26 protein-coding genes and 1 pseudogene are annotated in these 24916 nt (G+C 37.2%); 12 read left to right on the forward strand and 15 right to left on the reverse strand.

The features are described 5' to 3' along the window. Positions 1-13: 13 nt before the first annotated feature. Together AC5KOD_RS18765 and AC5KOD_RS18770 are read right to left on the reverse strand one after the other, a co-directional pair. Positions 14-1189 carry an amidohydrolase gene (locus AC5KOD_RS18765; protein ID WP_496916124.1) on the reverse strand — a complete coding sequence of 392 codons (1176 nt, stop codon included), beginning with the start codon at positions 1187-1189 and terminating at the stop codon, positions 14-16. Positions 1190-1225: 36 nt separating this feature from the next. Then, positions 1226-2320 (reverse strand): PLP-dependent transferase, encoded by a 1095-nt coding sequence (locus AC5KOD_RS18770; protein WP_496916125.1) that lies wholly within the window; start codon positions 2318-2320, stop codon positions 1226-1228. A gap of 607 nt (positions 2321-2927) precedes the next feature. Here AC5KOD_RS18770 and AC5KOD_RS18775 point away from each other — a divergent pair. Both AC5KOD_RS18775 and AC5KOD_RS18780 read left to right on the forward strand, forming a co-directional pair. After that, entirely contained in the window at positions 2928-4157 is a 1230-nt protein-coding gene (locus AC5KOD_RS18775) for an ammonium transporter (RefSeq protein WP_496916157.1), read from the forward strand. Between the two features lie 45 nt (positions 4158-4202). Beyond that, positions 4203-4544: a P-II family nitrogen regulator gene (locus AC5KOD_RS18780; protein ID WP_496916126.1), complete on the forward strand. Its 342-nt coding sequence runs from the start codon at positions 4203-4205 to the stop codon at positions 4542-4544. Between the two features lie 68 nt (positions 4545-4612). On the opposite strand, the gene AC5KOD_RS18785 is transcribed toward AC5KOD_RS18780, so the two are convergent. The 3 genes from AC5KOD_RS18785 to AC5KOD_RS18795 all read right to left on the reverse strand — a co-directional run bounded on the left by AC5KOD_RS18785 (position 4613) and on the right by AC5KOD_RS18795 (position 6981). Next, complete coding sequence (locus tag AC5KOD_RS18785; protein ID WP_496916127.1) at positions 4613-5485, reverse strand: PhzF family phenazine biosynthesis protein; 873 nt, start codon at positions 5483-5485, stop codon at positions 4613-4615. A gap of 11 nt (positions 5486-5496) precedes the next feature. Next, positions 5497-6294, reverse strand: coding sequence for a class I SAM-dependent methyltransferase (locus tag AC5KOD_RS18790; protein WP_496916128.1), 798 nt, complete (start codon positions 6292-6294; stop codon positions 5497-5499). A gap of 111 nt (positions 6295-6405) precedes the next feature. Beyond that, a complete protein-coding gene (locus AC5KOD_RS18795; RefSeq protein WP_496916129.1) occupies positions 6406-6981 on the reverse strand; it encodes a DJ-1/PfpI family protein in 576 nt (191 codons plus the stop codon). Positions 6982-7119: 138 nt separating this feature from the next. On the opposite strand from AC5KOD_RS18795, the gene AC5KOD_RS18800 reads away from it, so the two are divergent. The 3 genes from AC5KOD_RS18800 (at position 7120) to AC5KOD_RS18810 (ending at position 8811) form a co-directional block, all read left to right on the forward strand. Further along, the gene (locus AC5KOD_RS18800; protein ID WP_496916130.1) at positions 7120-7542 is read left to right on the forward strand and encodes an Lrp/AsnC family transcriptional regulator; all 423 of its coding nucleotides are present in this window, start codon (positions 7120-7122) and stop codon (positions 7540-7542) included. Positions 7543-7679: 137 nt separating this feature from the next. After that, entirely contained in the window at positions 7680-8192 is a 513-nt protein-coding gene (locus AC5KOD_RS18805; protein WP_496916131.1) for an anthrone oxygenase family protein, read from the forward strand. A 31-nt stretch (positions 8193-8223) separates the two neighbouring features. Continuing rightward, positions 8224-8811 (forward strand): guanylate kinase, encoded by a 588-nt coding sequence (locus AC5KOD_RS18810; protein WP_496916132.1) that lies wholly within the window; start codon positions 8224-8226, stop codon positions 8809-8811. 10 nt (positions 8812-8821) lie between these two features. Here the strand turns inward: AC5KOD_RS18810 and AC5KOD_RS18815 are convergent, their stop codons facing one another. Next, positions 8822-9787: a hypothetical protein gene (locus AC5KOD_RS18815; RefSeq protein WP_496916133.1), complete on the reverse strand. Its 966-nt coding sequence runs from the start codon at positions 9785-9787 to the stop codon at positions 8822-8824. A 200-nt stretch (positions 9788-9987) separates the two neighbouring features. On the opposite strand from AC5KOD_RS18815, the gene AC5KOD_RS18820 reads away from it, so the two are divergent. Then, positions 9988-10257, forward strand: coding sequence for a hypothetical protein (locus AC5KOD_RS18820; protein ID WP_496916134.1), 270 nt, complete (start codon positions 9988-9990; stop codon positions 10255-10257). Between the two features lie 853 nt (positions 10258-11110). Here AC5KOD_RS18820 and AC5KOD_RS18825 read toward each other — a convergent pair. Together AC5KOD_RS18825 and AC5KOD_RS18830 are read right to left on the reverse strand one after the other, a co-directional pair. Next, positions 11111-12937 carry a penicillin-binding transpeptidase domain-containing protein gene (locus AC5KOD_RS18825; protein WP_496916135.1) on the reverse strand — a complete coding sequence of 609 codons (1827 nt, stop codon included), beginning with the start codon at positions 12935-12937 and terminating at the stop codon, positions 11111-11113. Between the two features lie 210 nt (positions 12938-13147). Further along, the gene (locus AC5KOD_RS18830; protein ID WP_496916136.1) at positions 13148-14545 is read right to left on the reverse strand and encodes a glycoside hydrolase family 1 protein; all 1398 of its coding nucleotides are present in this window, start codon (positions 14543-14545) and stop codon (positions 13148-13150) included. Between the two features lie 223 nt (positions 14546-14768). Between AC5KOD_RS18830 and celB the strand changes: the two genes are divergently transcribed. Beyond that, positions 14769-16040 (forward strand): PTS cellobiose transporter subunit IIC, encoded by a 1272-nt coding sequence (gene celB, locus AC5KOD_RS18835; protein WP_496916137.1) that lies wholly within the window; start codon positions 14769-14771, stop codon positions 16038-16040. Positions 16041-16110: 70 nt separating this feature from the next. Continuing rightward, positions 16111-16821 carry a GntR family transcriptional regulator gene (locus AC5KOD_RS18840; RefSeq protein ID WP_496916138.1) on the forward strand — a complete coding sequence of 237 codons (711 nt, stop codon included), beginning with the start codon at positions 16111-16113 and terminating at the stop codon, positions 16819-16821. 105 nt (positions 16822-16926) lie between these two features. On the opposite strand, the gene AC5KOD_RS18845 is transcribed toward AC5KOD_RS18840, so the two are convergent. The 6 genes and pseudogenes from AC5KOD_RS18845 to AC5KOD_RS18870 form a co-directional block, all read right to left on the reverse strand. Beyond that, positions 16927-18132: a hypothetical protein gene (locus AC5KOD_RS18845; RefSeq protein WP_496916139.1), complete on the reverse strand. Its 1206-nt coding sequence runs from the start codon at positions 18130-18132 to the stop codon at positions 16927-16929. A 31-nt stretch (positions 18133-18163) separates the two neighbouring features. Next, entirely contained in the window at positions 18164-18790 is a 627-nt protein-coding gene (locus tag AC5KOD_RS18850) for a hypothetical protein (protein ID WP_496916140.1), read from the reverse strand. A 104-nt stretch (positions 18791-18894) separates the two neighbouring features. Further along, a pseudogene (locus AC5KOD_RS18855) lies at positions 18895-20201 on the reverse strand (DUF438 domain-containing protein). Between the two features lie 39 nt (positions 20202-20240). Beyond that, positions 20241-20423, reverse strand: coding sequence for a DUF1858 domain-containing protein (locus tag AC5KOD_RS18860; protein ID WP_496916141.1), 183 nt, complete (start codon positions 20421-20423; stop codon positions 20241-20243). 214 nt (positions 20424-20637) lie between these two features. Next, on the reverse strand, positions 20638-20988 hold the full coding sequence (locus tag AC5KOD_RS18865; protein WP_496916142.1) for a DUF2200 domain-containing protein: 351 nt from the start codon (positions 20986-20988) through the stop codon (positions 20638-20640). Between the two features lie 95 nt (positions 20989-21083). Beyond that, positions 21084-21611 carry a hypothetical protein gene (locus AC5KOD_RS18870; protein ID WP_496916143.1) on the reverse strand — a complete coding sequence of 176 codons (528 nt, stop codon included), beginning with the start codon at positions 21609-21611 and terminating at the stop codon, positions 21084-21086. A 328-nt stretch (positions 21612-21939) separates the two neighbouring features. On the opposite strand from AC5KOD_RS18870, the gene AC5KOD_RS18875 reads away from it, so the two are divergent. The 3 genes from AC5KOD_RS18875 (at position 21940) to AC5KOD_RS18885 (ending at position 23779) form a co-directional block, all read left to right on the forward strand. Beyond that, a complete protein-coding gene (locus AC5KOD_RS18875) occupies positions 21940-22371 on the forward strand; it encodes a universal stress protein (protein WP_496916144.1) in 432 nt (143 codons plus the stop codon). A 48-nt stretch (positions 22372-22419) separates the two neighbouring features. After that, on the forward strand, positions 22420-22788 hold the full coding sequence (locus tag AC5KOD_RS18880) for an iron chaperone (protein WP_496916145.1): 369 nt from the start codon (positions 22420-22422) through the stop codon (positions 22786-22788). A 271-nt stretch (positions 22789-23059) separates the two neighbouring features. Then, a complete protein-coding gene (locus AC5KOD_RS18885; RefSeq protein WP_496916146.1) occupies positions 23060-23779 on the forward strand; it encodes a DUF975 family protein in 720 nt (239 codons plus the stop codon). Between the two features lie 359 nt (positions 23780-24138). Here the strand turns inward: AC5KOD_RS18885 and AC5KOD_RS18890 are convergent, their stop codons facing one another. Next, a complete protein-coding gene (locus AC5KOD_RS18890) occupies positions 24139-24450 on the reverse strand; it encodes a hypothetical protein (protein WP_496916147.1) in 312 nt (103 codons plus the stop codon). Positions 24451-24562: 112 nt separating this feature from the next. Between AC5KOD_RS18890 and AC5KOD_RS18895 the strand changes: the two genes are divergently transcribed. Continuing rightward, a complete protein-coding gene (locus tag AC5KOD_RS18895; RefSeq protein ID WP_496916148.1) occupies positions 24563-24916 on the forward strand; it encodes a BlaI/MecI/CopY family transcriptional regulator in 354 nt (117 codons plus the stop codon).

The raw sequence follows: 24916 nt of genomic DNA on the forward strand, positions 1-24916 counted from the left end.
TACTAAACAGACCTTAACTATCCCTCACTATTTTCACAGCTGGTGAGTTGTAATCTTTCAGTAACTTCACCGCATTTTCAACATAGTAGGTCACAGCAACTGCTAAAGCTCTATCGTCAACCTCAAAAGCTGGATGATGCCATTCATGAGGGCTTTCAGTGCCAATAAAAGCAAATAAACCGGGTATTTCATCTTGATAATAAGCAAAATCTTCTCCGCCCAAAGTCACTTCTGGAACAATAATATCAGCAAATTCTCGTGTGACTTGGCTGACTCTAGTAGCCAAATCAGGATCATTCCAAACAGCTGGTGGGCTTTCAATCCACTCTATACTTCCACTCTGATCAAACGCAATAGGAAGGTTTATCGCAACTTGTGCCGTTAATTTTCTCACTTTTTCTTGGACTTCTTTTGAAAAAGTACGGATGGTCCCCTCTATAAAAACCATCTCAGGGATGACATTCCATGTGTTACCACCTGAAATATGAGTCACACTTAGAACCGCCGTATCCACAGGAGATACATGACGACTAATGATACTTTGCAAAGCAGTCACTATCTGACAGGCAGTCGAAATTGGGTCTGACCCATTATGAGGTGCAGCAGCATGGCTTCCAGTGCCTCTAATTGTCAACTTAAACCGATCAACAGCTGCCATCAAAGGACCTTCTTTAATCCCAATCGTACCAACAGGCAACTCTGGCTTATTATGAAAACCGATAATCGCCGCAACTCCTTCTAACATTCCAGCATTTATGACCTGTCGAGCTCCACCATTATCTTCTTCTGCAGGCTGAAAAATTAGACGTATCCTGCCCTTTAGCTGCTTTTCACGTCCCTTCAACACTGTCGCCGCACCTAATAATGCTGTTGTATGAAAATCATGACCACAAGCGTGCATGACACCAGGATTAGTCGATCTATAGCTAAGATTAGTTGCTTCTTCTATCGGCAAGCCATCAATGTCTGCTCGCAACGCAATTATCGGTCCCGGTAACTCACCAACTATTTCTGCAACGACGCCCGTTTTTAATGGAATAGATAGACACTTAATATCTAAAGCCTCTAAATAATTTTTAATATAAATTGTTGTCATTACTTCTTGATTCGATAGTTCTGGATGAGCATGTAAATAATGCCTAATTCCTGTTAACTCAGTTAAAAAAGCTGGTGATAATTCGCTCAACATCTAAGCCCCCTCATAACTTAAAAAAGCTGCCTTTTATTATACACTTTCAAAGGCTTGTTTCAAATCAGCAATCAAATCCTCGCCTGCCTCAATTCCAACCGATAACCTCAAAAGGGTATTCGTCAAACCATAACTCTCACGTATATCTTGTGGAATATCCGCATGAGTTTGGGTAATTGGATAAGTAATTAGGCTCTCAACCCCACCTAGACTTTCTGCAAAAGTAAATACTTCTAAATTAGCTAAAAAGGGCTTAATACAGGTCTGTGCTGATACGTTAATACTAATCATACCACCTCGTCCAGGATAAAGCACTTCTCTAACGTGAGGAACGCTCTGCAAGTAGTTAACCAGTAACTGCGCATTTTTTTCATGTTGTGCCATCCTCAAAGCTAACGTCTTTAATCCTCTTATCAACAACCAACAATCAAAAGGAGACAAAACCGCACCAGTAGTATTCAAAAGTACGCTTAATCGTTCACTAAGATCCTGTCGATTTGTCACAACCGCCCCAGCTAGTACATCGTTATGTCCACCAAGATACTTCGTTGCACTATGAATGACAATATCTGCACCTAGCTTTAAAGGCTGTTGAATAATAGGCGTATAAAAAGTATTATCCACTACTACTAAAGCTTGATACTTCTTTGCCACTTGCGAGATTGCCGTAATATCTACCATCTTCATCAACGGATTAGTTGGTGTTTCAATAAAAATACCTGCTGTTTTATCTGATAACATATTTGCTACTTCTGCTACTTCATCAAAATAGCTAATTTCATAAAACCCTTGTTCCACCAATTGCTGAAAATATCGATAACTACCACCATATAAATCACGAGAGGCAAGTAGCTGACTACCTTTAGGAAATAATCCCATCACTAGCTGTATGGCACTCATACCTGAACTAGTCGCAAATCCAGCTAGACCTCCTTCCAATTTTGCCAGAGCCTCTTCTAACACTTTACGAGTTGGATTTTGAGTCCGAGTATAGTCAAAACCTGTGCTTTCTCCTAAAGTAGGATGCGCAAATGTCGTTGAAAAATGAACGGGTAAACTAACAGCGCCAGTTCTTTTATCACATTTATTACCAATTTGAGCTAAAACTGTCTCAACTTGTCGTTCTTTCATGGAAAATCTCCTCTCTTTCTTTTTTTACTAAACAAAAAACGCCCTTGTCATAAATCTACTGTTTATGACAAGGGCGTTAGTTTATCTGCAATAAACCAACACGGTACCACCTTGATTGTGACTTATAATGAAGCCACCTCGCCAAATACTTAAAGCATTATCACTGCTTTGCATACTCTGGCGCGATAATGGGCACTCCCATTCTAAGCTCACTTATTTGCTCACCTAAAAAAACTCAGAGACCATTTTTCACTTAGTTTATCAGTGTCTTTTTTCATCATTAGTTGCTCTTTAGGCCACCTTTTTTAAGACTTTCTGTAACTGATTTTACTAACTTACTTTTCTCTTCAACATTTTCTCTAATTAAATTTTAATCTTAATTTTAACCATGATAACAAAGAAAAAAGTCACTGTCAAATATAAACCACCTTCACAAAAAGACCATAAATCAATAAAAAAATCCTAAATCATATATTAAACCATCATTCTGTTTACCCTACCCAAGCATAATTCTTCGCTAAAAGCATCGCACTTTATTTTTAATTATGATAAAATATCTCATATTCAAAAAATATTTTTCAGAAAAATTTCAGGAAGGGTGATACGTATGAATTCAGGAGATATCAGTTTCATTTTAGTTTGCTCTGCTCTCGTATTTTTGATGACACCAGGACTTGCTTTTTTCTATGGCGGGTTAGAAAGACGAAAAAATATTTTGAACACTATGATGATGGTCATCTGTGTACTAGGTCTTGCATCAGTATTATGGTTTGCGGTTGGTTATAGTCTATCATTCAGTGGTGACGGTAGTTTTGTCGGCAACCTTGATAAATTCTTTTTTAGAGATGTTTCACTAATTAGTGGCTTTAAAGAGAACAGCACCATTCCAGAAGGTCTATTTTCAGCCTTTCAAATGATGTTTGCATTAATTACAGTGGCCATTATTACCGGATCAGTCGCAGGACGGATGCGCTTCTCTGCTATTTTTTTATTCATCGCTGCATGGTCTCTCATCGTCTATTACCCAATGGCGCACATGGTTTGGGGCGGCGGTTTTCTTGAAGAGATCGGCTCAATTGATTTTGCTGGTGGTAATGTCGTTCATATCAGTTCAGGTATTTCTGGCTTAGTTTTAGCCATCGTCCTTGGAAAACGCCGCGGATACAATAAGTTGGAATATCGTCCGCACAATATTCCTTTTATCGTGCTGGGTACTGGCCTCTTATGGTTCGGTTGGTTTGGTTTTAATGCTGGGAGTGCTCTAGCTGCAAACAGCCTGGCCGTTCACGCTTTATTGACCACTCACGCCTCAGCCGCAACGGGCATGCTATCCTGGATGTTGATAGAAAAATTAACCATCGGCAAACCAACTATTGTTGGAGCCTCAACAGGAGCGATTGTCGGTCTAGTTGCGATCACACCAGGAGCAGGTTTCGTTCCGTTATGGAGTGCACTTCTTATGGGAGGCCTTGTAAGTCCCTTCTGCTACTATTTTATTGGAGTTATCAAGCGAAAACTAGAACTAGATGATGCTCTAGATGCCTTTGGTTGTCACGGTGTAGGTGGGATTTTCGGTGGCATCATGACAGGTGTTTTTGCAAAAAAATCAATCGGTGGTGTCGATGGTCTTTTATACGGTGGAATCGATTTATTTATCGCTCAAATAATCAGTATTCTCGTAACTCTTGCTTTCGCGGGTTTAGCTACTTTCCTGATCATCTCTCTGATTAAATTAGTGATGCCTATCCGTGTATCAGAAAAAGAAGAAATTCAAGGTCTTGACTTAATGGAGCATGACGAAACAGCCTATCCAACCTTCTTAGGAATGGATAATTAGACAGCATATCTTGTAAATGACGCAGCCAACAAATGGAGGAATCTTATGAAAAAAATTGAAGCGATTATTCGGCAAGAAAAATTAAATGACCTGCAAGAAGCCCTCTTCCAACAAGCAGGTGTTAAAGGCATGACTGTCTCGCAGGTTCTTGGTTATGGTCACCAACTCGGCTGGAAGGAATATGTTCGTGGACAAGAGGTACTCACAACGCTTTTACCTAAATTAGAAATAAATATGGTTATTGCTGACAATAAGCTAGATGAAGTTATTGCGATTATCATTCGTAGCTGCCAAACTGGTGAGGTCGGTGACGGAAAAATATTCGTTTATGACGTTGAAAATGCGATTCGCATTCGAACTTCTGAAACAGGTGAAAAAGCTCTATAAACGACTAAAAGAACGAAAGTTTTCATTAGAAACTTTCGTTCTTTTTAGTCATACTTTTGATTATTTTATTAATCTAGCTCTAATACCAATACTTGATTAAAACAAGCCGTTCCAGTGATAGTCACTTGATGATTTCCTTTTGGTCCCCGCTTAATTTTCACGCCAACTTGCCCTTCTCGATTAACATGTTTCCCTTGATAAATAATTAGCTCCCTCTCTTGCTCGTGATACTCATGATTCAGTAAGTAGGCTCCCATCACTCCCGAAGCCGTTCCTGTAACTGAATCCTCTCGTGTTTCAGCATAGGGAGATGAAAAATGACGACCATAATAAACACCTTCTTCAATTGATACAGGCGCAAATGGATGAACCGATGAACGAGGCCGCTCTTTAAGTAGCTTGGGAAAAGCATCAGCAGTAGCCATCATTTTATCTAATGTTTTTGACTCACTCACAGGAACAATTAATGTCCATGAGCCTGTGTTCCCATATTGAATTGGCCAAGTCGGGTGCAACTCACTAGCTGTTATGCCAAGACTACGACAAAGTGCCTCACGATCTCCTTTAAAATCCAGAAATTGTGGCTCAGCCTGCCTCATTGTAATAGAGTGAGTCTCTTCAGAATAGCTGATTGGTAAAAGTCCCGCTCCTGTTTCGATGGTGATCTCTTGACTCCCTTTCCCTTGATACAAGGCAAAAATGGCGCCAACAGTCGCATGACCACATAAAGGCGTTTCATAACCAGGAGTAAAGTAACGCAAGCAACAGGAGGCTACTTGACTGGAACAAATAAAAACTGTCTCATTAAATCCTACTTTTTTGGCTAATTGTTGCATCTCTTCTTCAGTATAAGTATCACCCATCATAACTATACCTGCTGGATTTCCTTTTCCCGCTTCTTGCGTAAATGCATCAATTTGAATCACTTGACACTTCTTCATTATCTCACCTCTTATTTTATCCCTACATTAACACAATAACTAAAATAAAATGTCCGTGGCTGACCGTTAAAAGCTTCTCTTACCGACTCTTCAAACGCAATTAAATCAGTTTCAATTAGTTCTGGCTGTCGGGCTAAAATAGCTTGAACACTTTCGTGATTTAAAGATAGCTTGATAAATCTTTCCGCATCTCCCGCTTCTGTTTTCGATAAATGGATTTGTCTAGTATAACGAAAATAGCCACTTCTCGACATATTTATCAGATGATTATCCTTCGGCCATTTTCGCTGATTATCACGTACGGATGCCTCTGTCAACATTAGTTGGTTGGCTTTACTAAGTAGTTTATTATAAAGTAGTTCAGATTGCCATTCTCCAATAAGAGGTCCAGCATTATCAACTGTCAAGAAGACACCGTCACGAGTTAAGAGACGATTAATTTCTTGAAGGGTTGTATGAGGTTCCATCCAATGAAAGGAATGCGAACAACAAACAACATCCGCACAACCTGTTTGAAGTCCCGTTTCATGCGCAAGTGCTTGATGATAGACAAGATTATCAACTGCTAAACTTTCAGTTAACTCTCGTCTGTCATCATTGGCCGCCACTCTAACTACCAAGTCTGAGTGCCTTGCCCACTCACGAGCTGATTCCACTGTCCCACTTCCTAGATCAACTACTACAGCAGGCCTCCTCCCCAAATCGGCGCATATTAACGCAATAATCTCCTCAGAAAATAAAGGGCTTATTTCTTCATATAACTCAGTGGAACTAGAAAAACGTTCCACATTTTTTTGATGATTAACCACAAAAGATACCTCCTACCAACTACTCGTAATGCCATTATTATAGCACAAAAACACAGGATCAATAATTCGTAAAACGGATATTTAATAAATGTTTTTTTCACCAATAAACTTTTATTTTCCAACCCCCATTCTTTTTTTTACTTCCATCATATTTGCTGTCGATGTCAGTTCTTCAAGTAACCAAAAGCCAACATCAAGAGCCGTTGCTGGTGATGAAGAAGTTACAATATTATCATCAATGACTAAAACCTCCACTCCCATAGCGGCTAATTGATCTTGTCTTGGATTATTTGGATAGCGATAGGTCGTTCCTTTTCGATTAGTCAACACCCCACTCTTTCCTATTGCTAGAGCTGCAACACAGATAGACGCAATTGGCTTATTTTGTTGATCAAATGCACGAATAACCTCAAGAAATCGTTCATCAAAAGCATCTTCGTAGAATTCAGCCTCCTCAAAACCACCAGGCAATGCTAGTGTATCAAAATCGGCTACATCTATGTCAGATAAGAGTTCGTCGGGTTGACAAGTCCAGCCCCAAGTAGCCCTTAATACTGGATGCAAGCCTACGGTCAATAATTCCGTTGCGCCATCGCCTTCTAATAAATTCCAGCCAATAATATCCGTAAAAACACTCGCTTCGTATGCTTCAAAACCATTTGCTAATAACAATAGAACTTTTTTCATTGACAGTCCCCTTTTCTTTTTTTGATTAATTAATGATATAATTTATTCCAATGAAAAAACAGCTAGAAAAAAAAGAAAAACAGGCTATTTACCTTAAATAATTAAATTATTTAGTCCTTTCACATTAAGGAGAAAAAGATGGATAAAATTGATTATCAACTACTTGCTTGTTTGGAAAAAAATGCTCGCATATCTATTAAGGAATTAGCACTGAAAATTTCGTTAAGTGCACCCGCTGTAAAAGAACGAATGACTAAACTGGAAGAAAAAGGAATTATCGAAGGCTATACTATACAAATTAACCATAAAAAAATGGGGAAGACCCTTGAAGCTTTTATCTTGGTTGAAACAACTAACTGCAAGGCTTTTCGAGAATTCTGTATAAAAGAACCCAATGTCTTAGAATGCCATCGATTAGCTGATAAATATAGCTATCTTGTCCACATTATAGCTAGCTCTATGCAAGAAATGGAAACCTTTATCGACCACTCGCTTAAATTCGGCAGCCCCTCTACACATTTAGTCTTTTCTTCTATTAAGAATCAAGAAATTAATCTATAAAAAATTGGCAGCTCATTAACATCGCCTGCCTATATCTTCAAAAATGCCAGAATACATCAATAAATGGTATCATATAATTAGCACTTGTTTTTATGTTAATCTTTACAGTCACTCTCAAAAAAACAGGAGGTCATTTTATGATTGGACATCTTCCCACTAGCCATCTTATACTATTTATAGTCACATCTATTTTAGCTATCACCATGTTTCTTTTTTTCTTTAGTTGGTCATTTTCAAAAATGCCTAGCCTAAACAAAACGCCAGCTGATGTTGCAGTACCTTCCATGAACGCCCTGAATAAAGCTCTCAAAACGCCCTTTTTTTTAGTCCCCTATTTCTTAGTTCCTATCACTTATATTGGTTGCGGTTTGTTAAGCCAATATATAGTCAAAAATAGTGGTGCCTTACTGTTTTATTTGGCCGCTATCGTTTATGTAATTGGCGTTATTATAGTCACTAGCGCCATCTGCGAGCCTTTAAACTACCAACTATTACAAACTAAAATACCTATAACACCTGCTAATATTCAAGAGAGCTGGCACATTTATTCTAAAAAATGGCAATTTTGGAATCACATTCGCACAATAAGCAGCGGAATGTCCTTTATTCTTTTCTTTTTAGGAATACTAATCCTATTGAAAAACTATTAAAATCAATCAGTTAATTTAGGAGCGTGATAAAATGAGCGACACTCGCTTAAACCATCCACTTTTTGTCATATTAGGACCTAGTGGCTCAGGTAAAACCCGCATAACAGAAGCTGTTTTCCAAAAAAGGGCTAAAATCATCACTCATACCACACGTCCCATTCGTTCAGAAGAAAAAGCTGGCATTGATTATTATTTTGAGTCTGAAAATAGTTTTCAGCAACTTTTCTCTTCGGGGCAATTAATAGAGCAAGATACTTATCACGGCTATCATTACGGCGTGAGTGCTGCCGAAATTTTAACACGCACAACCCATCAATCAGCCTATGCTATTTTAACTTATAATGGACTAAAAAAAGTTTTCTCCCGTTTTCCGAATGATGTCATTATCATTTTTTTTGATGTTAGCAAGGAGCATGTCAAACACCGCCTGATACAACGAGAGTCTGATCCTCAACTAATCAATGAACGGTTGGCCCTATATGATCAAGAAATTTTATTGCGTGATCGCTTAATAGATTATCCTGAGGTCTATTTACTAGATGCCAATCAGGCCTTCACAACCGTTGCAAACGACTTAGCTACCATCATAAAAAAAGCATCTAGCCACTTTCACGGCTAGATGCTTTTTATCAATAACTAGTTCTTTTCAAATAATTTTGTTGTAGGCTTCTGGATTCGCGATAAGCGGCTCTCATCTCTTGTCGATGAGCATGACTAATGTCTTCAGCAGTATAAGCAACAAAATGTGTAATAACAATATCTTTAATCACAGCTGGTAATCTCACATACCTATTTTCCTTAATCTCCCCTTCATCCCCAAAGAAAGATGTATAGGATAAATCAATCCCAATCCCGACACCTTTGAGACTAAAAAGAGCATAAATTAACATTAAGTAGCGTTCTTCTGCCGATAATTGACTACGTAGAATTGCAATATAACGATAATAATCATTCAATGATAACTGGTGAGACTCTTGTCGCTGATTTAGTAACGAAATAATCAGTTGAAAGTTATCAAAGTAGGGCTGTAATACGTGTTTATTAGCTTCTAACCACAGCTCAATATCTGGTTGATTTTCATTAAGTGTCTCTCTTATTTGGCGTTTCATTTCTGCTAGGGCTGATTGATCCATTGCAGTCTCTGCAAGTATCGGTAGCTCTTCACTCGTCTGCACAAAACCACTTAATTCTTCTGCTAATTTCACTCCCATATCAAGTTCTAATTTCTTTTGATCTAAGAGTGTCAATAACTTGTAAAATTCCTCTGTCGTTGCCCCCTCAATTAATTGATTAGCCAACTGCTCCTGTCTAGCCATTAAGCGACTTATCAAAATAAATAATAACAATGGAATCACCGTTAAGCCTGTTAACTTTAGCGATTCTAGCCAAGGATTAGCTAATTGTCCAAAAAATAGAAAACGATAAGCAACTAAAATTAAAGCCACACCTATTAGGCTTTTATAGATAAATTGTCGATGACGACTCGTCTGTTGGAAATTTTGTTGTGGCAACGCTAATGTCTTTTTAGACTTATCTATAATATCACCAATAGTAACATTTTTTATTTTTTCATATGAACTCTTTTTTTCGGTCATAGTTCCGGCTCCTATTCATGTTATAAGTTCTTCTTCTATTAAATCACTTAATAAGCATTAATTCAATGAATTCGACCAAGCCATCACTTTTTTAATTCAAAAAAACAAGTGTATGTTAACATTATTACAAGCGTACTGTTTCATTAATAATATTATCTATGATATTTTATACTTATATTTAAATAAAGGTGGGATAACACATGGAAGAAAGAATCACACATATTAGAAAACGACAAGTAACAAATCAATCAACTGAAAGTATTTACGCGGTTTTACTAGATAGTGGCGATACCCTTTCTGTGCCAACTTTATTAGATTACCTATCAATGGGCTTTGACTATTATTTTATCGATCGTGCTAATCGCGCTGTCTTGATTGAGGCTTGTCACCCCATCTACAAGGATTCCTTTATCCAATCGAAGAGCCTCAATCCTAATCAAGATGATTTATTGTCGCTTCCTTCTTTTTAAGCAATCACAAAATAGTTAAATCAACTATAACAAAAAACCACAATTTAATTAAAAATTGTGGTTTTTAAGATAGAATCAGGATTTACTGATTAACTCTATTTCGTTATTTAAATAAATGTAAAAATTAGAACCCATGTCCAGAATCAGTTGACACCTGAGGCCACTTAATTTTTACGAATAAGAGAGTACTTAACCTGCTAATTCAGCCTTTTGACAGACTCTAACTGACTGATATAGACTAAAAAAATAGTCAACTGAATGACTTTTAAATTAGTTAATTATTATGACTATCGTTATGTTAACAACGGTTTAATAGTTTTGCTCTCACGTTTGCAGATGTTATTTAATTGAGAACGAGAATTTGCTCCATGTCCGTGATAAGTTGACAGCAAAAGGAGTTTAATTTTACGAGTTCCAATCTCTCATAATGCCATATTATCTAATTTATAGCTAATCGAGCTTATCAATACTTGCTAATCCTCTTCTGTCAACTGACTGCGTATAAAAAAATGAGCTAAATAATTTCATGTTATATTAACTGAAATAGAAATAAAAAACCAGGAAGCACTCGTTAAATCAATCACCTCGTACATTTTCTTGATACAGTCTTATCAACTGTTGGCTCCCTTGATTGTCCCATAGTTTATCGATTTTGTAAAAGTGCCTAACTCATCCTTTTTAGTACAAATTGTCATTTAGCTATCGATATCAAAGATAACTGATTGCCGTAAACTGGCTCTTAATAAGATTCTACGCCAAATACCTATAAACAGACAGAGCCAAAAAGGCATGAGTTAAACAACTTAAAATTAGCTCAGATATCAACTATCAAAAATTGAGCTTGACTCTATTACTATTCAGTAATTTTTTTTAATTCCAATGCTCGTTTTAATAAATTATTAGAAATCGGCGCGATAATATTTGTTGGCACATCTACTCCTGCCCCAGCTTTATTGATCGTCACATACACGATAAACTCAGGGTCTTCAATCGGTGCCATCTGAACTGCGGACTGAACGTATTGATCCCTCAGATAAGCTCCATTTTCAAAAATTTGAGCGGTTCCTGTTTTTGCTCCGACGTTATACCCCTCTATTGCATACATTGATCCCAAGCCATAATCAGGTAATGTTACCACATCGTGCATCATATCTAACACTTTCGTCGCAGTTTCTGGACGAATCGGTTCACTCACGACCTGCGGTTCCACCAGTTCTTCTTGACCATCAGTCACTATTTTTTCAATAAAATTAAGCTTCATCATTTTGCCTTGATTGGCAATCGCAGTAAAGCCTTCCATCATTTGAAAATTGGTAACACCGATTCCTTGGCCATAAGCCGTCATCGCTCTATCAACTGTCGTTGAATTCTGAATAACCCCAGCACTTTCACCAGATAATCCAGAGTTTGTCGATTTTCCAAAACCAAATTTTTCTAAATAGCTTTGCCAAGTAGGTCCCATTGCTTGTTCCAAATGAACCATTCCGACGTTACTTGACCAAGCAAAAGCTTGACGATATGTCATCAATCCTCTACCAACCACATTATGGTCTCTAATCGTTGCATCATCAACATCAATACTCCCTGACATAAAAGTCGCATTTTCATCAAAATTACCTGAATCAATCGCTGCTGCGACAGTAAATACTTTCATGGTTGACCCAGGCTCGTAAGACGGATCTTCAATCAGTAAATTACGCCACATGGCTTGTTGAGTTTCTGAATCCGAAAGCCCATCTTTCGTTTCTGGATTAAAAGTAGGGCGCTGAGAAGCTGCCAAAATATTGCCCGTTTTTGGATCAGCAAGCATTACTCGCATATCAGTCATACCGTACTGGCTATAAATATCTGCCATTAATTCTTCTGCATAGGTTTGCAATTTTATGTCAAAGGTTGTATAAATATCAGCGCCATCTTCTTTTTTCTCAATCTCAACCACGCTACCAGGAATTTTTCGGCCTTGACTATCTTTTTCAAAGCGAATCTTACCATTTTTACCGCTTAGCTTCTGATCGTACATCTGCTCAATCCCCAGAACCCCCACAGCTGCCTTATCCTCTGGAAAATCAGTATAACCAATCATATAAGAAGCAAACTCGCCATTAGGATACATTCTGCTTTGGCTTTCTTTAAAATAAAAACCTTTAATATCAGCTGTAGCAAATGCCTCTTCTAATTTTTTCTTTGTTTCAATGTCAATATCCTTGCCTTTAGTTCCAAACTCGGAATACAGAATATCTTTACCACTTTCATTTTTACCAGGGTTCAGGTATTTTTTTAGTTCATCGCCTTTAATCCCTAATATCTGCTCAATGATTTTAGCTGCCTGATCTTTCTTATCTGCTTCTAAATACAATTTAGGCCGCTCACCTGTTTTCGTATCAGCTATCCCTTTATAAGTCTCATCTAAAACAACATACATCAGATATGAAGACACTTCTGTCGCAATAATTTCCCCATTGCGATCGTAGATAGTACCGCGCTTTGCTAACACCGGTTCCTCACCTTGATACAATTGTTTAGTCTTTTCATCAAGAGAGACTTTCCCAACCTTACCGGAGCTAACTATATATGATAAACGTCCAATAAAAACTAAAAAAACTAGGATCGTTAAGATAAAAAAGACTCTAGCAACTTTTCGCCGTTCCACAATTGGATTTACTTTTCTGCTTTTTTTCATGCAAATTCCTCATTTTCTCTGTTACTTTTAGTTTACGCATAAATTCAGACGTAGTCAAAGTATTTTATCATTATATGACCAATGATTAACAAAGCTTAAGAAATATGCGCTAATTAGTGTTCCATTCAAAAAAATAAAGAGTAAGTCAAGCATAATCGCTACGCTTGACTCACTCTTTAATAACTAGAGATTCGCTTATAAGAAAACCAACTAATCATCAAATCCGTTCTCATCTGATACCATTTTATACCAATGACCACTTTTCTTGATAGTTCGCTTGCCATCTTGATTAAGATCAACGGCAATAAAACCATAGCGATTTTTGTAAGCATTCATCCAAGACCAATTATCCATACACGTCCACATATGATAGCCTTGGACATTACTTCCTTCTTGAATCGCTTGATGAACATATTTTAAATGATCCTTAACAAATTCAATCCGGTAATCATCTTGAATAGCTCCATTTTCATCAATGTACTGTTCTTCCCCTTCAACACCCATTCCATTTTCTGAAATATAGCACCGAATATTGCCGTAGTTTTCACGCACATTCGTCAAGATATCATAAACACCTTTTTCATAAATTTCCCAACCACGATACGGATTCATTTTGCGACCAGGCATCTCATAATTATCAAAGTAATCATCAGGTAGTGGACCATGACTATGATCAATGTCTGATTCCTTTGCTTTAATGCGGCGAGGCTGATAGTAGTTAATTCCTAACAAATCAATGGTATTCTCTTTAATCAATTCCAGATCGCCTTCCTCAACAACTGGTAACATGTCTAGTTCTTTGATTATTTCAACTAATTCAGTTGGGAATATTCCTTTAATTGCTGGATCTAAGAAAGAACGGTTGAAAAATAAATCAGCATAATTCGCCGCTTTTACATCTTCAGCATTTTCAGAATCACGTGGATAACTCGGTGTTAAGTTTAAGATAATGCCAATTTCACCATCAAGTCCCATCGCATGATAAGTCTCAATTGCTTTAGCACTCGCTAAATTTTCATGATAACCAACCTGTACCGCTTCCTTCATGTTAATGTGATTAGGATAATGGAAATCATACAGATAGCCACCCTCAACTGGTACGATTGGTTCATTATGAGTAAACCATTTCTTTACACGATCACCAAATAATTCAAAGCAGGTTTTAGCAAAAAACACATACGCTTCCACTGTTTCACGGTTCAACCAACCACCTGTTTTCTGCATAGCCATAGGCATATCAAAGTGAAACAAGTTAATAAAAGGTTCGATATCATTGGCAAGTAATTCGTCAATCACTTGATTATAAAAGCTCACCGCTTTCGGATTAACTTGTCCTGTCCCATTGGGAATCAAGCGACTCCATTGAATACTCGTCCGAAATGATGTATGTCCTGTCTCCTTCATCAACTGAATGTCTTCTTGGTACTTAGTTAAAAATTGAGAAGTCTTTTCAGGCCCTACTTGATTAAAGAAACGTTCTGGTGATTCTTCATACCATCGATCCCAAATACTTTCTCCTTTTCCATCATCTGGCAAACGACCTTCTGTTTGTGGCCCACTTGCAGCGGACCCCCACCAAAATCCTGCTGGAAACCTATACGTTGTCATTAGATAAACTCCTTTAATAGTTGATTTTACTACCTTACAACATTTATTATACACCATCCCACCTAAAAAAGACAAATCTTTAATTATAAAAGACTAGTCTTTTATAATTAAAGATGATACAATTATCAGGAAATCGATTTCAAATTACTTTAATAAGTCTAAGACGTAATTACTCTTGACTATCTGTCTTTCAAAACAACTTACAAAAAGGAGAACTCTATCAATGAATAATTTTATGGATAAGTTAGCTGAAAAAATCTTACCGATTGCTAACAAGTTGGGAAACAACCGCTACTTAACAGTTTTACGTGACGCCTTTATGCTTTCATTCCCTCTCACCATGTTTGGTTCAATCATTGTTGTCGTTAATAATTTACCTTTTTTCAGTGACAGCACTAAAGGAACCTTGACAAACCTATTTGGCAATGGGCAAAACGCCACTATGAGTATTATGTCTGTCTTTGTTACCTTTGGTATTGGGTATTATTTATGCAAATCTTACGACGTTGAAGCTATCTTTGGTGGCGCTGTCTCATTCGCTTCTTTCCTGATTCTTACTCCATTTTTTGTCACTCTTGAAGACGGTTCTGAATTAAGCGGCGTTTTAACACTCGATCGATTAGGCGCTAAAGGAATGTTTATCGGTATGATTGCCGCTTTCCTCGCAGCAGAATTGTTCGCACGAATCACCAAAAGGGGCTGGCAAATAAAGATGCCTGATGGCGTTCCTCCAGCAGTCGCAAAATCCTTTGCAGCACTTATTCCAGCAATCATTACATTGTTTCTATTTCTACTAATAAATGCTGGTATGACAGGAATTTTCCACGCTAATCTGCACGATCTTGTTTACGAAGTAATTCAAAAACCACTTATGGGCTTAGGTAGTGGATTACCTGCCACATTAATCGCTCTATTCTTTGTACAATTTTTATGGTTCTTTGGTCTGCACGGGCAGATTATTGTTAACTCTGTTATGGACCCAATCTGGAATACACTAATGCTAGAAAATCTTGATGCCTATAAAGTTGGTGAAGCACTTCCACACATCATCACAAAACCTTTTATGGAAGTCTTCACCGTTGGTTTAGGTGGCTCAGGCATGACCTTGGCGGTTGTTATTTTAATGGCATTTTTCGTAAAAAGTCAACAATCGAAAGATGTGGGACGCTTAGCTCTGGCACCAGGGATTTTTAATGTTAACGAACCAGTGATCTTCGGCTTACCGATTGTCATGAATGCAACCATTTTTATTCCCTGGTTACTAGCTCCATTGGTTGTAACCACATTAAACTATTGCGTAATGGCAGTTGGTCTCGTTCCTGCTCCTACAGGTGTCTCTGTTCCATGGACTGTTCCAATTATTATCAACGGAATTTTAGCCACAAACTCAATTTTAGGAGGGCTATTGCAAGTTATCGACTTCGTTATCGTAGGTATTATTTGGTTCCCATTTCTCAAAATGTTAGATAAACAACGAACACTTCCAGCAGAATAATTCTATTATAGATTGTTTCGGTTGAAAAACTTCTATATAATAGGGTCATGATGAAAGGTGGCCGATGGCAGTGACAAAGTATGAAAAGATTGCTAATATCTTGCGAGATCGAATTAAAGAAGGGGTCTATCCTCCTGATTCGCTCTTACCTAATCAACTTCACTTTGTTGAGGAGTTCAACGTTAGCCGCGTTACCGTCAAAAAAGCCATCAACATTTTGGCCATGGAAGGCCTTGTTTATAGTCAACGAGGAGCAGGTACCCGCGTACTAAAAAGTCGTATCTGGGGAGACGAGGATTACTCTGCAACGGAGTATGATGGCTTAAGTCAACAGATGAAAAATCGTCAGTTAAGCAGTCAGGTCATCGTTTTTGAAGTCGAATTTCCTAATAGCCTAGTAAAGGATAAACTTCTACTGAATAATCATCAGCCTGTTTATAAAATTGTCAGATTGCGATTAGTTGATGGTCACCCCTATGTTTTAGAACATACTTACATGCCCACTGAGCTTGTCCCTAATCTAACACCAACAATCTTAGAAAACTCGATTTACGACTATATTCATAATGACTTAGGCATTGCGTTTGCCGGTGCTTACCGAAACCTCAAAGCCGATAAAGCTGATCAGTATGACATCAATTATTTAGATTGTCTGGAAACAGACCCTATTTTAGAAGTCGAACAGGTCATCTATTTGAAAGATGGTCAACCAATCGAGTATTCTCGTAGTCGCAATCGCTACGATCAACGAAGCTATTCGATTTTAGATGTCATGGAATAATTCTCTCTTCCTCTGGTAATCGTTTATTATAGTGATCGCTTAGAAAAATAGTAATGCTAAAAACCAAGAGTGTTCAGACCATCAAGTCATACACTCTTGGTTTTTTCAGTAAGATTCCTCTTTAATTTCTACTATTTCTAAGCTTTCGATCATTGTAACAAATAACTCTTGCTCTTTACTGGTTAACGTCTTGTCAGAAAAGAACAAAATATCACCTTTAACCTCATCTGTTTCAAACTGATAAACCCATCCTTGATTATCAGTTAATTTTAACACCCCTTCTAATAAAAAATCGTGATAATTAACGCGTTCCTTTTCAGAAACAGTTAAGCCTAGATCCTTCAAAGAATAACTCTGAGGAGAATGTTGAGAGTCTTTATTTTTAATTGATAATTCTAATGTCAACCTCGGTCGCCTATCACTTTCCATGACTAACCACGTATTGCCATTATCATCTGTAATATCACCCTCCGAGAGTATATTGAAGACTTTGGGAAGGTCAAGTAACACTCGATGATCACCAACATCAAATTGAGTATTCTTTTGCTTCACTTCCTCTGATGACGAGTGAGTGGATGTCAAGTTCTCATTAATGGGACTAGGGCTTATATTTTTAGAAGAAACGCTTCTCATTACCACTAGCGACAAACCTAGAACAACGAAAATAAACAAGATAGACCATAGTAAAATCCGTCCTTTACTTCTTGTTTTATGAACTGTTGAGGCAACGTAAGGCGAGTCATATCGACTATAGCTTTCTGAGAACTCTAAAAATTTAGCCTCTGCATCAAATGATGAAAAGCCACATCCTTCACTTACAGGATTTTGGCTAACAATTCTCACCCACTCCGCTGAAGGCCACTCATCCCTAATAAGCGCTAATTGTTGTCGTAAAAAAGCGAAAAATGCTTCGGTTGTTTCATAGAATTCAGAAAATTCAAGTAATGATAATCGCACATAATCCGTATCACTCTGCAATTGTTCGGAAAGGAAAGCAATAAAATCCTGCGTTAACTGATCTACTTCGCTTAAATATTTGTGACTAAAAGCCGCAAGTTGCACTGAATTTTCAATAAACAATGGCCGTGTGATCACAAAATCAAGTTTTTCCGACCATTCTTGCCAAAAATCAGTCATTTGCTCCGCTTCTACATCAATCGTTAGTAACAGCTCCTCAAACTCAAGCCAGATAGGCTCATAATCATCTAGTAACTCTTGATTTAATAGGCCAATCCAAAATAAAGGCAAACTATTATTGGCTTCAAACAACACCTTATTTGCCGAATTCGATAAATAACTACGATTTCCCATTGTTCCTCCTATTTTTTTATAAAAGCTTATTTTAAATAATTCCGAAAAGATATAGGAATATTAAAATTGAAATCACAGCGATCCCTAAAGGTCGCAGTACTTTATTCTTCACACGCGTCCACTTCATCTTTGCCAAAATAGCTTCATTCGTTTTAGTTAGATTTAATGTTTTAATCTCAGTAGTATCACAATAGACAATAACAATCGGTTGTTCTTTCGCAAATAAATTATTGTTTTCTCCCATAATCAACGAAATCCCTCTGATCTCTGATGGAAAAGTCCGTGACCCTTTTTTTGAGATTCCTAGTAAATCATTGCGCTTCTTAATGTAATAATTGTTCTCATCCTCATACACCCGATTACTAGAATCAGCCCAATCTATGCTCTCTATCTTTTCTTGCCAAGTCACCTTCACCTCACGGACAAAGTCATGACGATTTTTCAACGCTAAGGCAACTTGATAGACATCAAGCCCCACAAATGGAAGTATTAATATAAACAGACTCACTTTCAGTACCACAGGAACAACACTTAGCCCAACTAACAATATACAAACTAACAAGCAATCAATTGTTAACCGTTTTATGCAACGCTGTTTGTATAACTGCTCAAATGATCCTTGATAGCGATTAAAATCATTTTCTACAGAATCTCTCATACAGTCTCCCTTCTTACCTTAAATAATAGCCTAATTCTAACATATCACCTGTAAAAACTGAACAAAAAAACAAAGGCATTCCCCACCTTTGCTTCATTTATCTCTTAGTCTTCATCCAGCAACCGCTTCTGTCCCGTTAACTGTCGAATATCTGTCACATCTTGAGTCACTTCAAGACATCCTAAATAAGCACCTTCTTGATCGTGTAAAGCAAAATAGCGAATAACTATTTTCCGAGGCCCCATATCAATCCAAAAATCGGCTGTTTGACGTTCTCCTAACTTAAACTCTCTCAAAATCTGCTCCACCACATGCATGCTCTTAGGTGGATGACAATTAACCACCTCACGTCCGATAACAGATCGAGTTCGGGGGAAAATCCGCTCGGGTCCTTCTGAATAAAAGCGAACACGATCATCCTTATCAACGAATGTCAAATCCACTGGCAATAATTGAAATAGTGCCTTCAACTCAGCTAAATTTAAGACGCCTGTCGGCAATACAACAGAGCCTTCCTTTATGCCTAATTCCTCCCACTCATACGCCTCATTTCTTTTGGTCGACTGTCCTGCCAAGCCCTCTGTTCTATTTTTAGCCTCCACCGCCGCCACTTGTCGTTGCTCATGAGTTTTAGTCTCCTCTGCCAAAGCTTGCGGACTCACCTTATAAGATAAGGGAGCAGGGATAAAAGCAAACTCAATCTCAATACTATCCTCAGCAATTTGTTGCCATTCCTTTAAACTAAAAACCTCTAATACCATCGGAATCATAATTTCTTCCTCTTTAAAAATCATTTCTGAAACCTCTTCAATTAATGCTTCAATCGCATCTCTTAACTGATTGATTATCACATTCGAAGAAGAGACCATTTCAATTGCATTTTGTATTTGTTGCCGAATTGCATCATCCACACCCCACATAACTTGCGGCGGAGCCGTAATACCGTAACGTTCCATGTAAGAAAAAATCAGCGTTTCTTTACGAGCATAATGGATATCAACTTGGTACAAATCGCGCAAGGCGGCTACTAAACGCTGATGATAACTCGTCTTCCCTTTGGCAAATTTCTCAAAACATGGCCGAATTTCATCTTCAAGCAATTATGTCATCACTTTATTCTCCAGTCTCAATGTATGCACTGGATGTCCTGGCGTTTCATGCTCATAGTTCGATCGATGAATATCCTTAATAACCCCCTTAAATACGGCGGCATGAACCGTACAGAGACGTTGAATCACTTGAGGATCTAATCCACTAGCGATTAACTCTCGCTCTGCCGTAGTAATTTCGCTAACGTCAATTCCATTAAAAAATAGATCAAATAACTCTTTAGCTTCTTCAAAACTCTCCCATCATGAAGTAATGTTAATATTTCTATTATCTTCTTTTGTCGCTCCACTGTATCATTCATGCTCCTTCACCTCATATCCTTTCTCTCGTAAGTATGCCTTTAAGTCTTTCCACAAATTTTTTTCATCCTAGCGCCTTTTTCCAAAGTCATCTTCTTGCCCGCCGTCGCCAAAACTAAGGGATTTTTCACGCCATCAAGCCCTATATTAACAAGTATATCAACTAAATCTGGATACTGAGTCACTAGCTCGTATACCGTCTGGTTTGAATAAATTGGTTTCATTGTCTCACTCCTCTAATTGAGAATATCTTAACCTAATTGAGAATCCTTCTTAAGATTACTACTTTGTTAAAATAATAATAAGCGAAATGAGCCGCTACTTAAAAACTAGGGAAAACCCCATGCAAAACTAAAAAAAGCGAGACACGTGGATTCCTTCCCTGCCTCACCTTCTTCAATTATTTATTTTTATAACTCTTAAAAAACAAAGCCACAGCTAAGCTCTTAATATTTTTTCCATTTTTTTTCCTTTTGCAAGTTCATCGATCAGCTTATCCAAATAACGAATTTTTCGCATCAACTGATCTTCAATTTCCTCTACACGATAGCCACAAATAACGCCTTTAATAAGTGAGACATTCGGATTTAATTGCGGAGCCTGCTCAAAAAAAGTTTCAAAATCAACTTCTGCTGCTAGCTGCTCCTGCAAAGTTTTCTCATCATACCCCGTCAACCAATAGATAACAGTATCCACTTCATCTTTTGTTCGATTCTTTTTTTCTACTTTTTTCACATATAGCGGATAAACGCTGGCAAATGATGTTGCAAAAATTCTTGGTTTTGTCATTTTTACTCACGCCTCACTTTTTGCTGTCTAGCCTTGCAAAGACAGTCTCAATTTAGTGATCACTTTTCGATCACTTTATTCTATCATATGTTAGACTATTTTTTAGCTTGAAAATACTCCAATGTACCAATTCCAAACGTTTGAAAATGATGAGACAGAAACAAATCCTCTTCTAGCCAATCTTGGTGCTCCTCGTAACTATTACTTTTTTTCATCAAAGCAATTTCCTCTTGAATATCCTCCGGTGTAGAAAAACGCTGTCCTCTGACAGCAATCTCTAAAAACAAGTAACTCATTTCTTCTTCGAAACAGACCTCACCAGCATTTTTCTCTATTAAGCAATTTACTGCATCTGCTACTAACATTTTGAAAACATCACTATTATAAAGGCTAACCGATATATTTTCTGATTTAGGTCCAGATGAGCATTCAATGAACTGAACTCTATCCTCCCTATCAAAAAACACAGATATTTCAGCCTCATCCAAATAGAGAGGATTACTTTTTTCCTCCTTCACCAGATTAAAATCAGCTAACACTCGCGCTCTATCCTCGCAAAAACTGACCATTTTCCCACCAATTAAAGCTCCCTTTAGTGGCATTAATTCAACTTGCATGTTCATCTATTTCTTCCCTTCAAACTCATTGTTATAACATAATTATACCGCTAGTTAAAAAAAATAAGTAGGCTCAATTTAGAAAAAAATTTACCTGACTAATTTGAGACATACAACTGGTTCGACTACCAATTGTCTCCTCACCCTTTTTTGATACAATTAATCCCTTTACTTCATTTCTCTGCAACAATCCAATGCTCATTTTCAAAATGACCAAAAACACCTTTTTCTAATAAGCTATGGCACAGCATAAAAATTGACTATCGCTTTCAGACAAAAGATAATAAGAAGTAGATTAAGTACTAATTAATTAAAATTGAATGGAGGAATTTTAATGCCCAATAGAGGAAAATACAAAAAAATACTTGTTGGAATCGACAACTCTGAAAATGCTAGTAAAGCTTTTTTTGAAGCTGCCCACATTGCTAAACGAAATGAAGCTGTTCTTTACGTCGTTCATATCATTAATAATCTAGTAGGTTATTTGACAGATGATGCTCTAAGCCAACTCAGAGATGATGCCCAAGAACTGAGCCTTAATTTAATCGACCAAGCAAAAAATATCGGGTTCACCAACATCGAAGTTATTATCCAGGTTGGGTCACCTAAACAATTAATCACACACACTTTGCCCAAGGAACTAGGCGCGGAATTAATTGTTTTAGGTGCAACTGGTAAACATCGTTTACAAGAGTCAGTATTAGGTTCCGTTCCTCACTATGCTTCAACAAATGCTAATCGAAATGTTCTAATCGTTAGACAATAATATACCAGAATAAATTAATAATAGAACAAAATTGAGGGAAACACACAAATGAAAACAATTGAAGATTTTTTTGACAAAATTCCAGAAGAAGCAAACAAGAGACGAATCACTGAGATTCTCACTTGGATTAAAGAAACTTTCCCAGAACTTGAGATGACTATCAAGTGGAACCAACCAATGTATACTAGTCATGGTACATATATTATCGGCTTCAGTGCCTCAAAAAAACATTTAGCATTTTCACCAGAAACTGTTACGATCGCACATTTTGCAAAAGATATTGAAAAAACTGGCTATAACTTCACCGACAATATTGTTCGTATTTCGTGGGATCAACCTGTCGAGTATGACTTACTAAAAAAAATAATTGAATTCAACCTCGTTGATAAGGCAAACTGCCAAACTTTTTGGAGATAAGGCTGAAACTATAGAACACAAGCTGTCAAATATATGAGATTGCTTGTGTTCTTTTAAATTGACGAACTAAAATAACATTTAAATACTCACTAATTACTCTCTTATTTAGTCACTCGTCGCTTTCAAAAAATGACCGACACGACTCCCTTCACTCTTAACCAACGATAAATATACATTTTAACCATTACAAGTCTAAACAATAACGAAATATGACACATCATGATATAATGTTTTAGAAACAAAATAAAAAATAGTAAAGGAAGTGAGTAATATGACCAAAAATAGGTCAGAACTAAAAAAAGAAGCAAAGCAAATGCTCAGTGGAAATTGGGGCTCCGCAATTTTACTTAATTTAATTCCAACACTAATCGCGATTGCCATTGCAGCTATTATTGGCTTTACTTTTTACCGAACTCTTGTTAGTTTAGGTGTTAATTTCGATTCATTGGCTTCACCAACATCAGACATGGCAGATACCACAAATAATGGCAGCTCTGGTGGCTCTAGCTTTATCGGAGGATTAATTGCAACTATTTTTAGCTCAGGAATTTCATGGACTTATTTAGATTTATTGCGCAATCGTAAACAAAGTATTACGCCATTCAGTGATGCCTTTAGAGCGTTTAAATCACCTTTCTTATGGGGAATTGTCGGACTCTATGTATTAATCAGCCTATTTACTTTCTTTTGGGGCTTATTGCTAATAATTCCTGGTATAATCAAAGCTTTCTCATACTCTCAAAGCTACTTCATTTACTACGATGTCTTAGAGGAAACTGGAAATAAAATGAGCGTACTAGATACGATTACTGCTAGCCGTCGTTTAATGGACGGCCATAAAATGGAGCTATTCGTTTTGCAGCTAAGCTTTATTCCTTGGCACATTCTTTCTGTTGTCACATTCGGAATCGGCTATTTATGGTTAAACCCATATATTTCAGCAACTACTGCTGCCTTTTATGACAACTTAAAAACAAACGCTCTAGACTAATAAAACACTTGAAAAGTGGGCTGTGACATAAGTCACAGCCTCTTTTCGTTCTACCTCTATTATGTGACAAATCCACTCTCTCGGAGAAAAAATGACTTTTCCACAGCTTCTCTTTTTCTCATTTATTAACTAAGCCAAACCTGTTAAAGGTCAATGATAATCAATAATACTAACCTAAGAGGAATTGACTACATCGATAGTCACATGGTATTATTAAACTATCGAGGAAGCGAGAAGGCATTAGTCAATTCCCCAATTACTCATGCAACCAGTTAGTTCCCTTATATAATTGGTTCCCCATACTTCTTTGTTTCCTCTGTTATTTATGAAACAATCGTTAACATAGTAACTAAAATCCATCAAAAATCCAGACGATTACGATGGATTTTTCCCATATAAGTGGAGATATAAACTGAATCCTTTTCAATAATTGTTTTAACTTCCAACCAACCTGACAAATCACCATTATCAAATAAGTAATAATCTTTAGGTGTCTCCTTAGACGTGCGGACGACTTGGATCCATCGCTCACCATTTTTAGTAACAATCGATGATTCTATTTTTTCTATTTCCAATTCTTGACGTTCTCTATTTAAAACCATAATAGCTAAAAGACATATTATTAGTACACTAGAAAAGATGACAAGGATGGTGACTCTTTTTCTTTTCACGTTATCTCTCCTACACAATCCCTTGATTTTGTATGTTTCTACGTGTAGAATAGCATTGACTAAACCATTAGTCAATATTACTTTACTATAAGTAACAAAGGAGGTTTCTTCAATGAAATTATCAAATTCCGAGTTAAATGTCATGGAGATTCTTTGGGAGCATGGCCCTATGACTGCTGGAGATATTGCTCGAATTTTATCAAAAAAAATTGGTTGGAATCGCAATACAACCTATACAGTCATCAAAAAAGCAATTAACAAAAAAGCGATTATGCGCTCTGACCCTCATTTTTTGTGCACAGCTGTCATCACTAAAGAGGAAATTGCAGATGAACGGACCCAAGCTCTCGTTCAAGATATGTATGATGGTTCTTACGACCGTTTTCTCGCAGCTTTAGCAAAAAATGAAAATCTCACAGCTAAGAAAGCCAAAAATCTACTTAAGTTTATTGAAGAAAATAAGTAG

Source organism: Vagococcus sp. WN80Y (assembly GCF_059621045.1).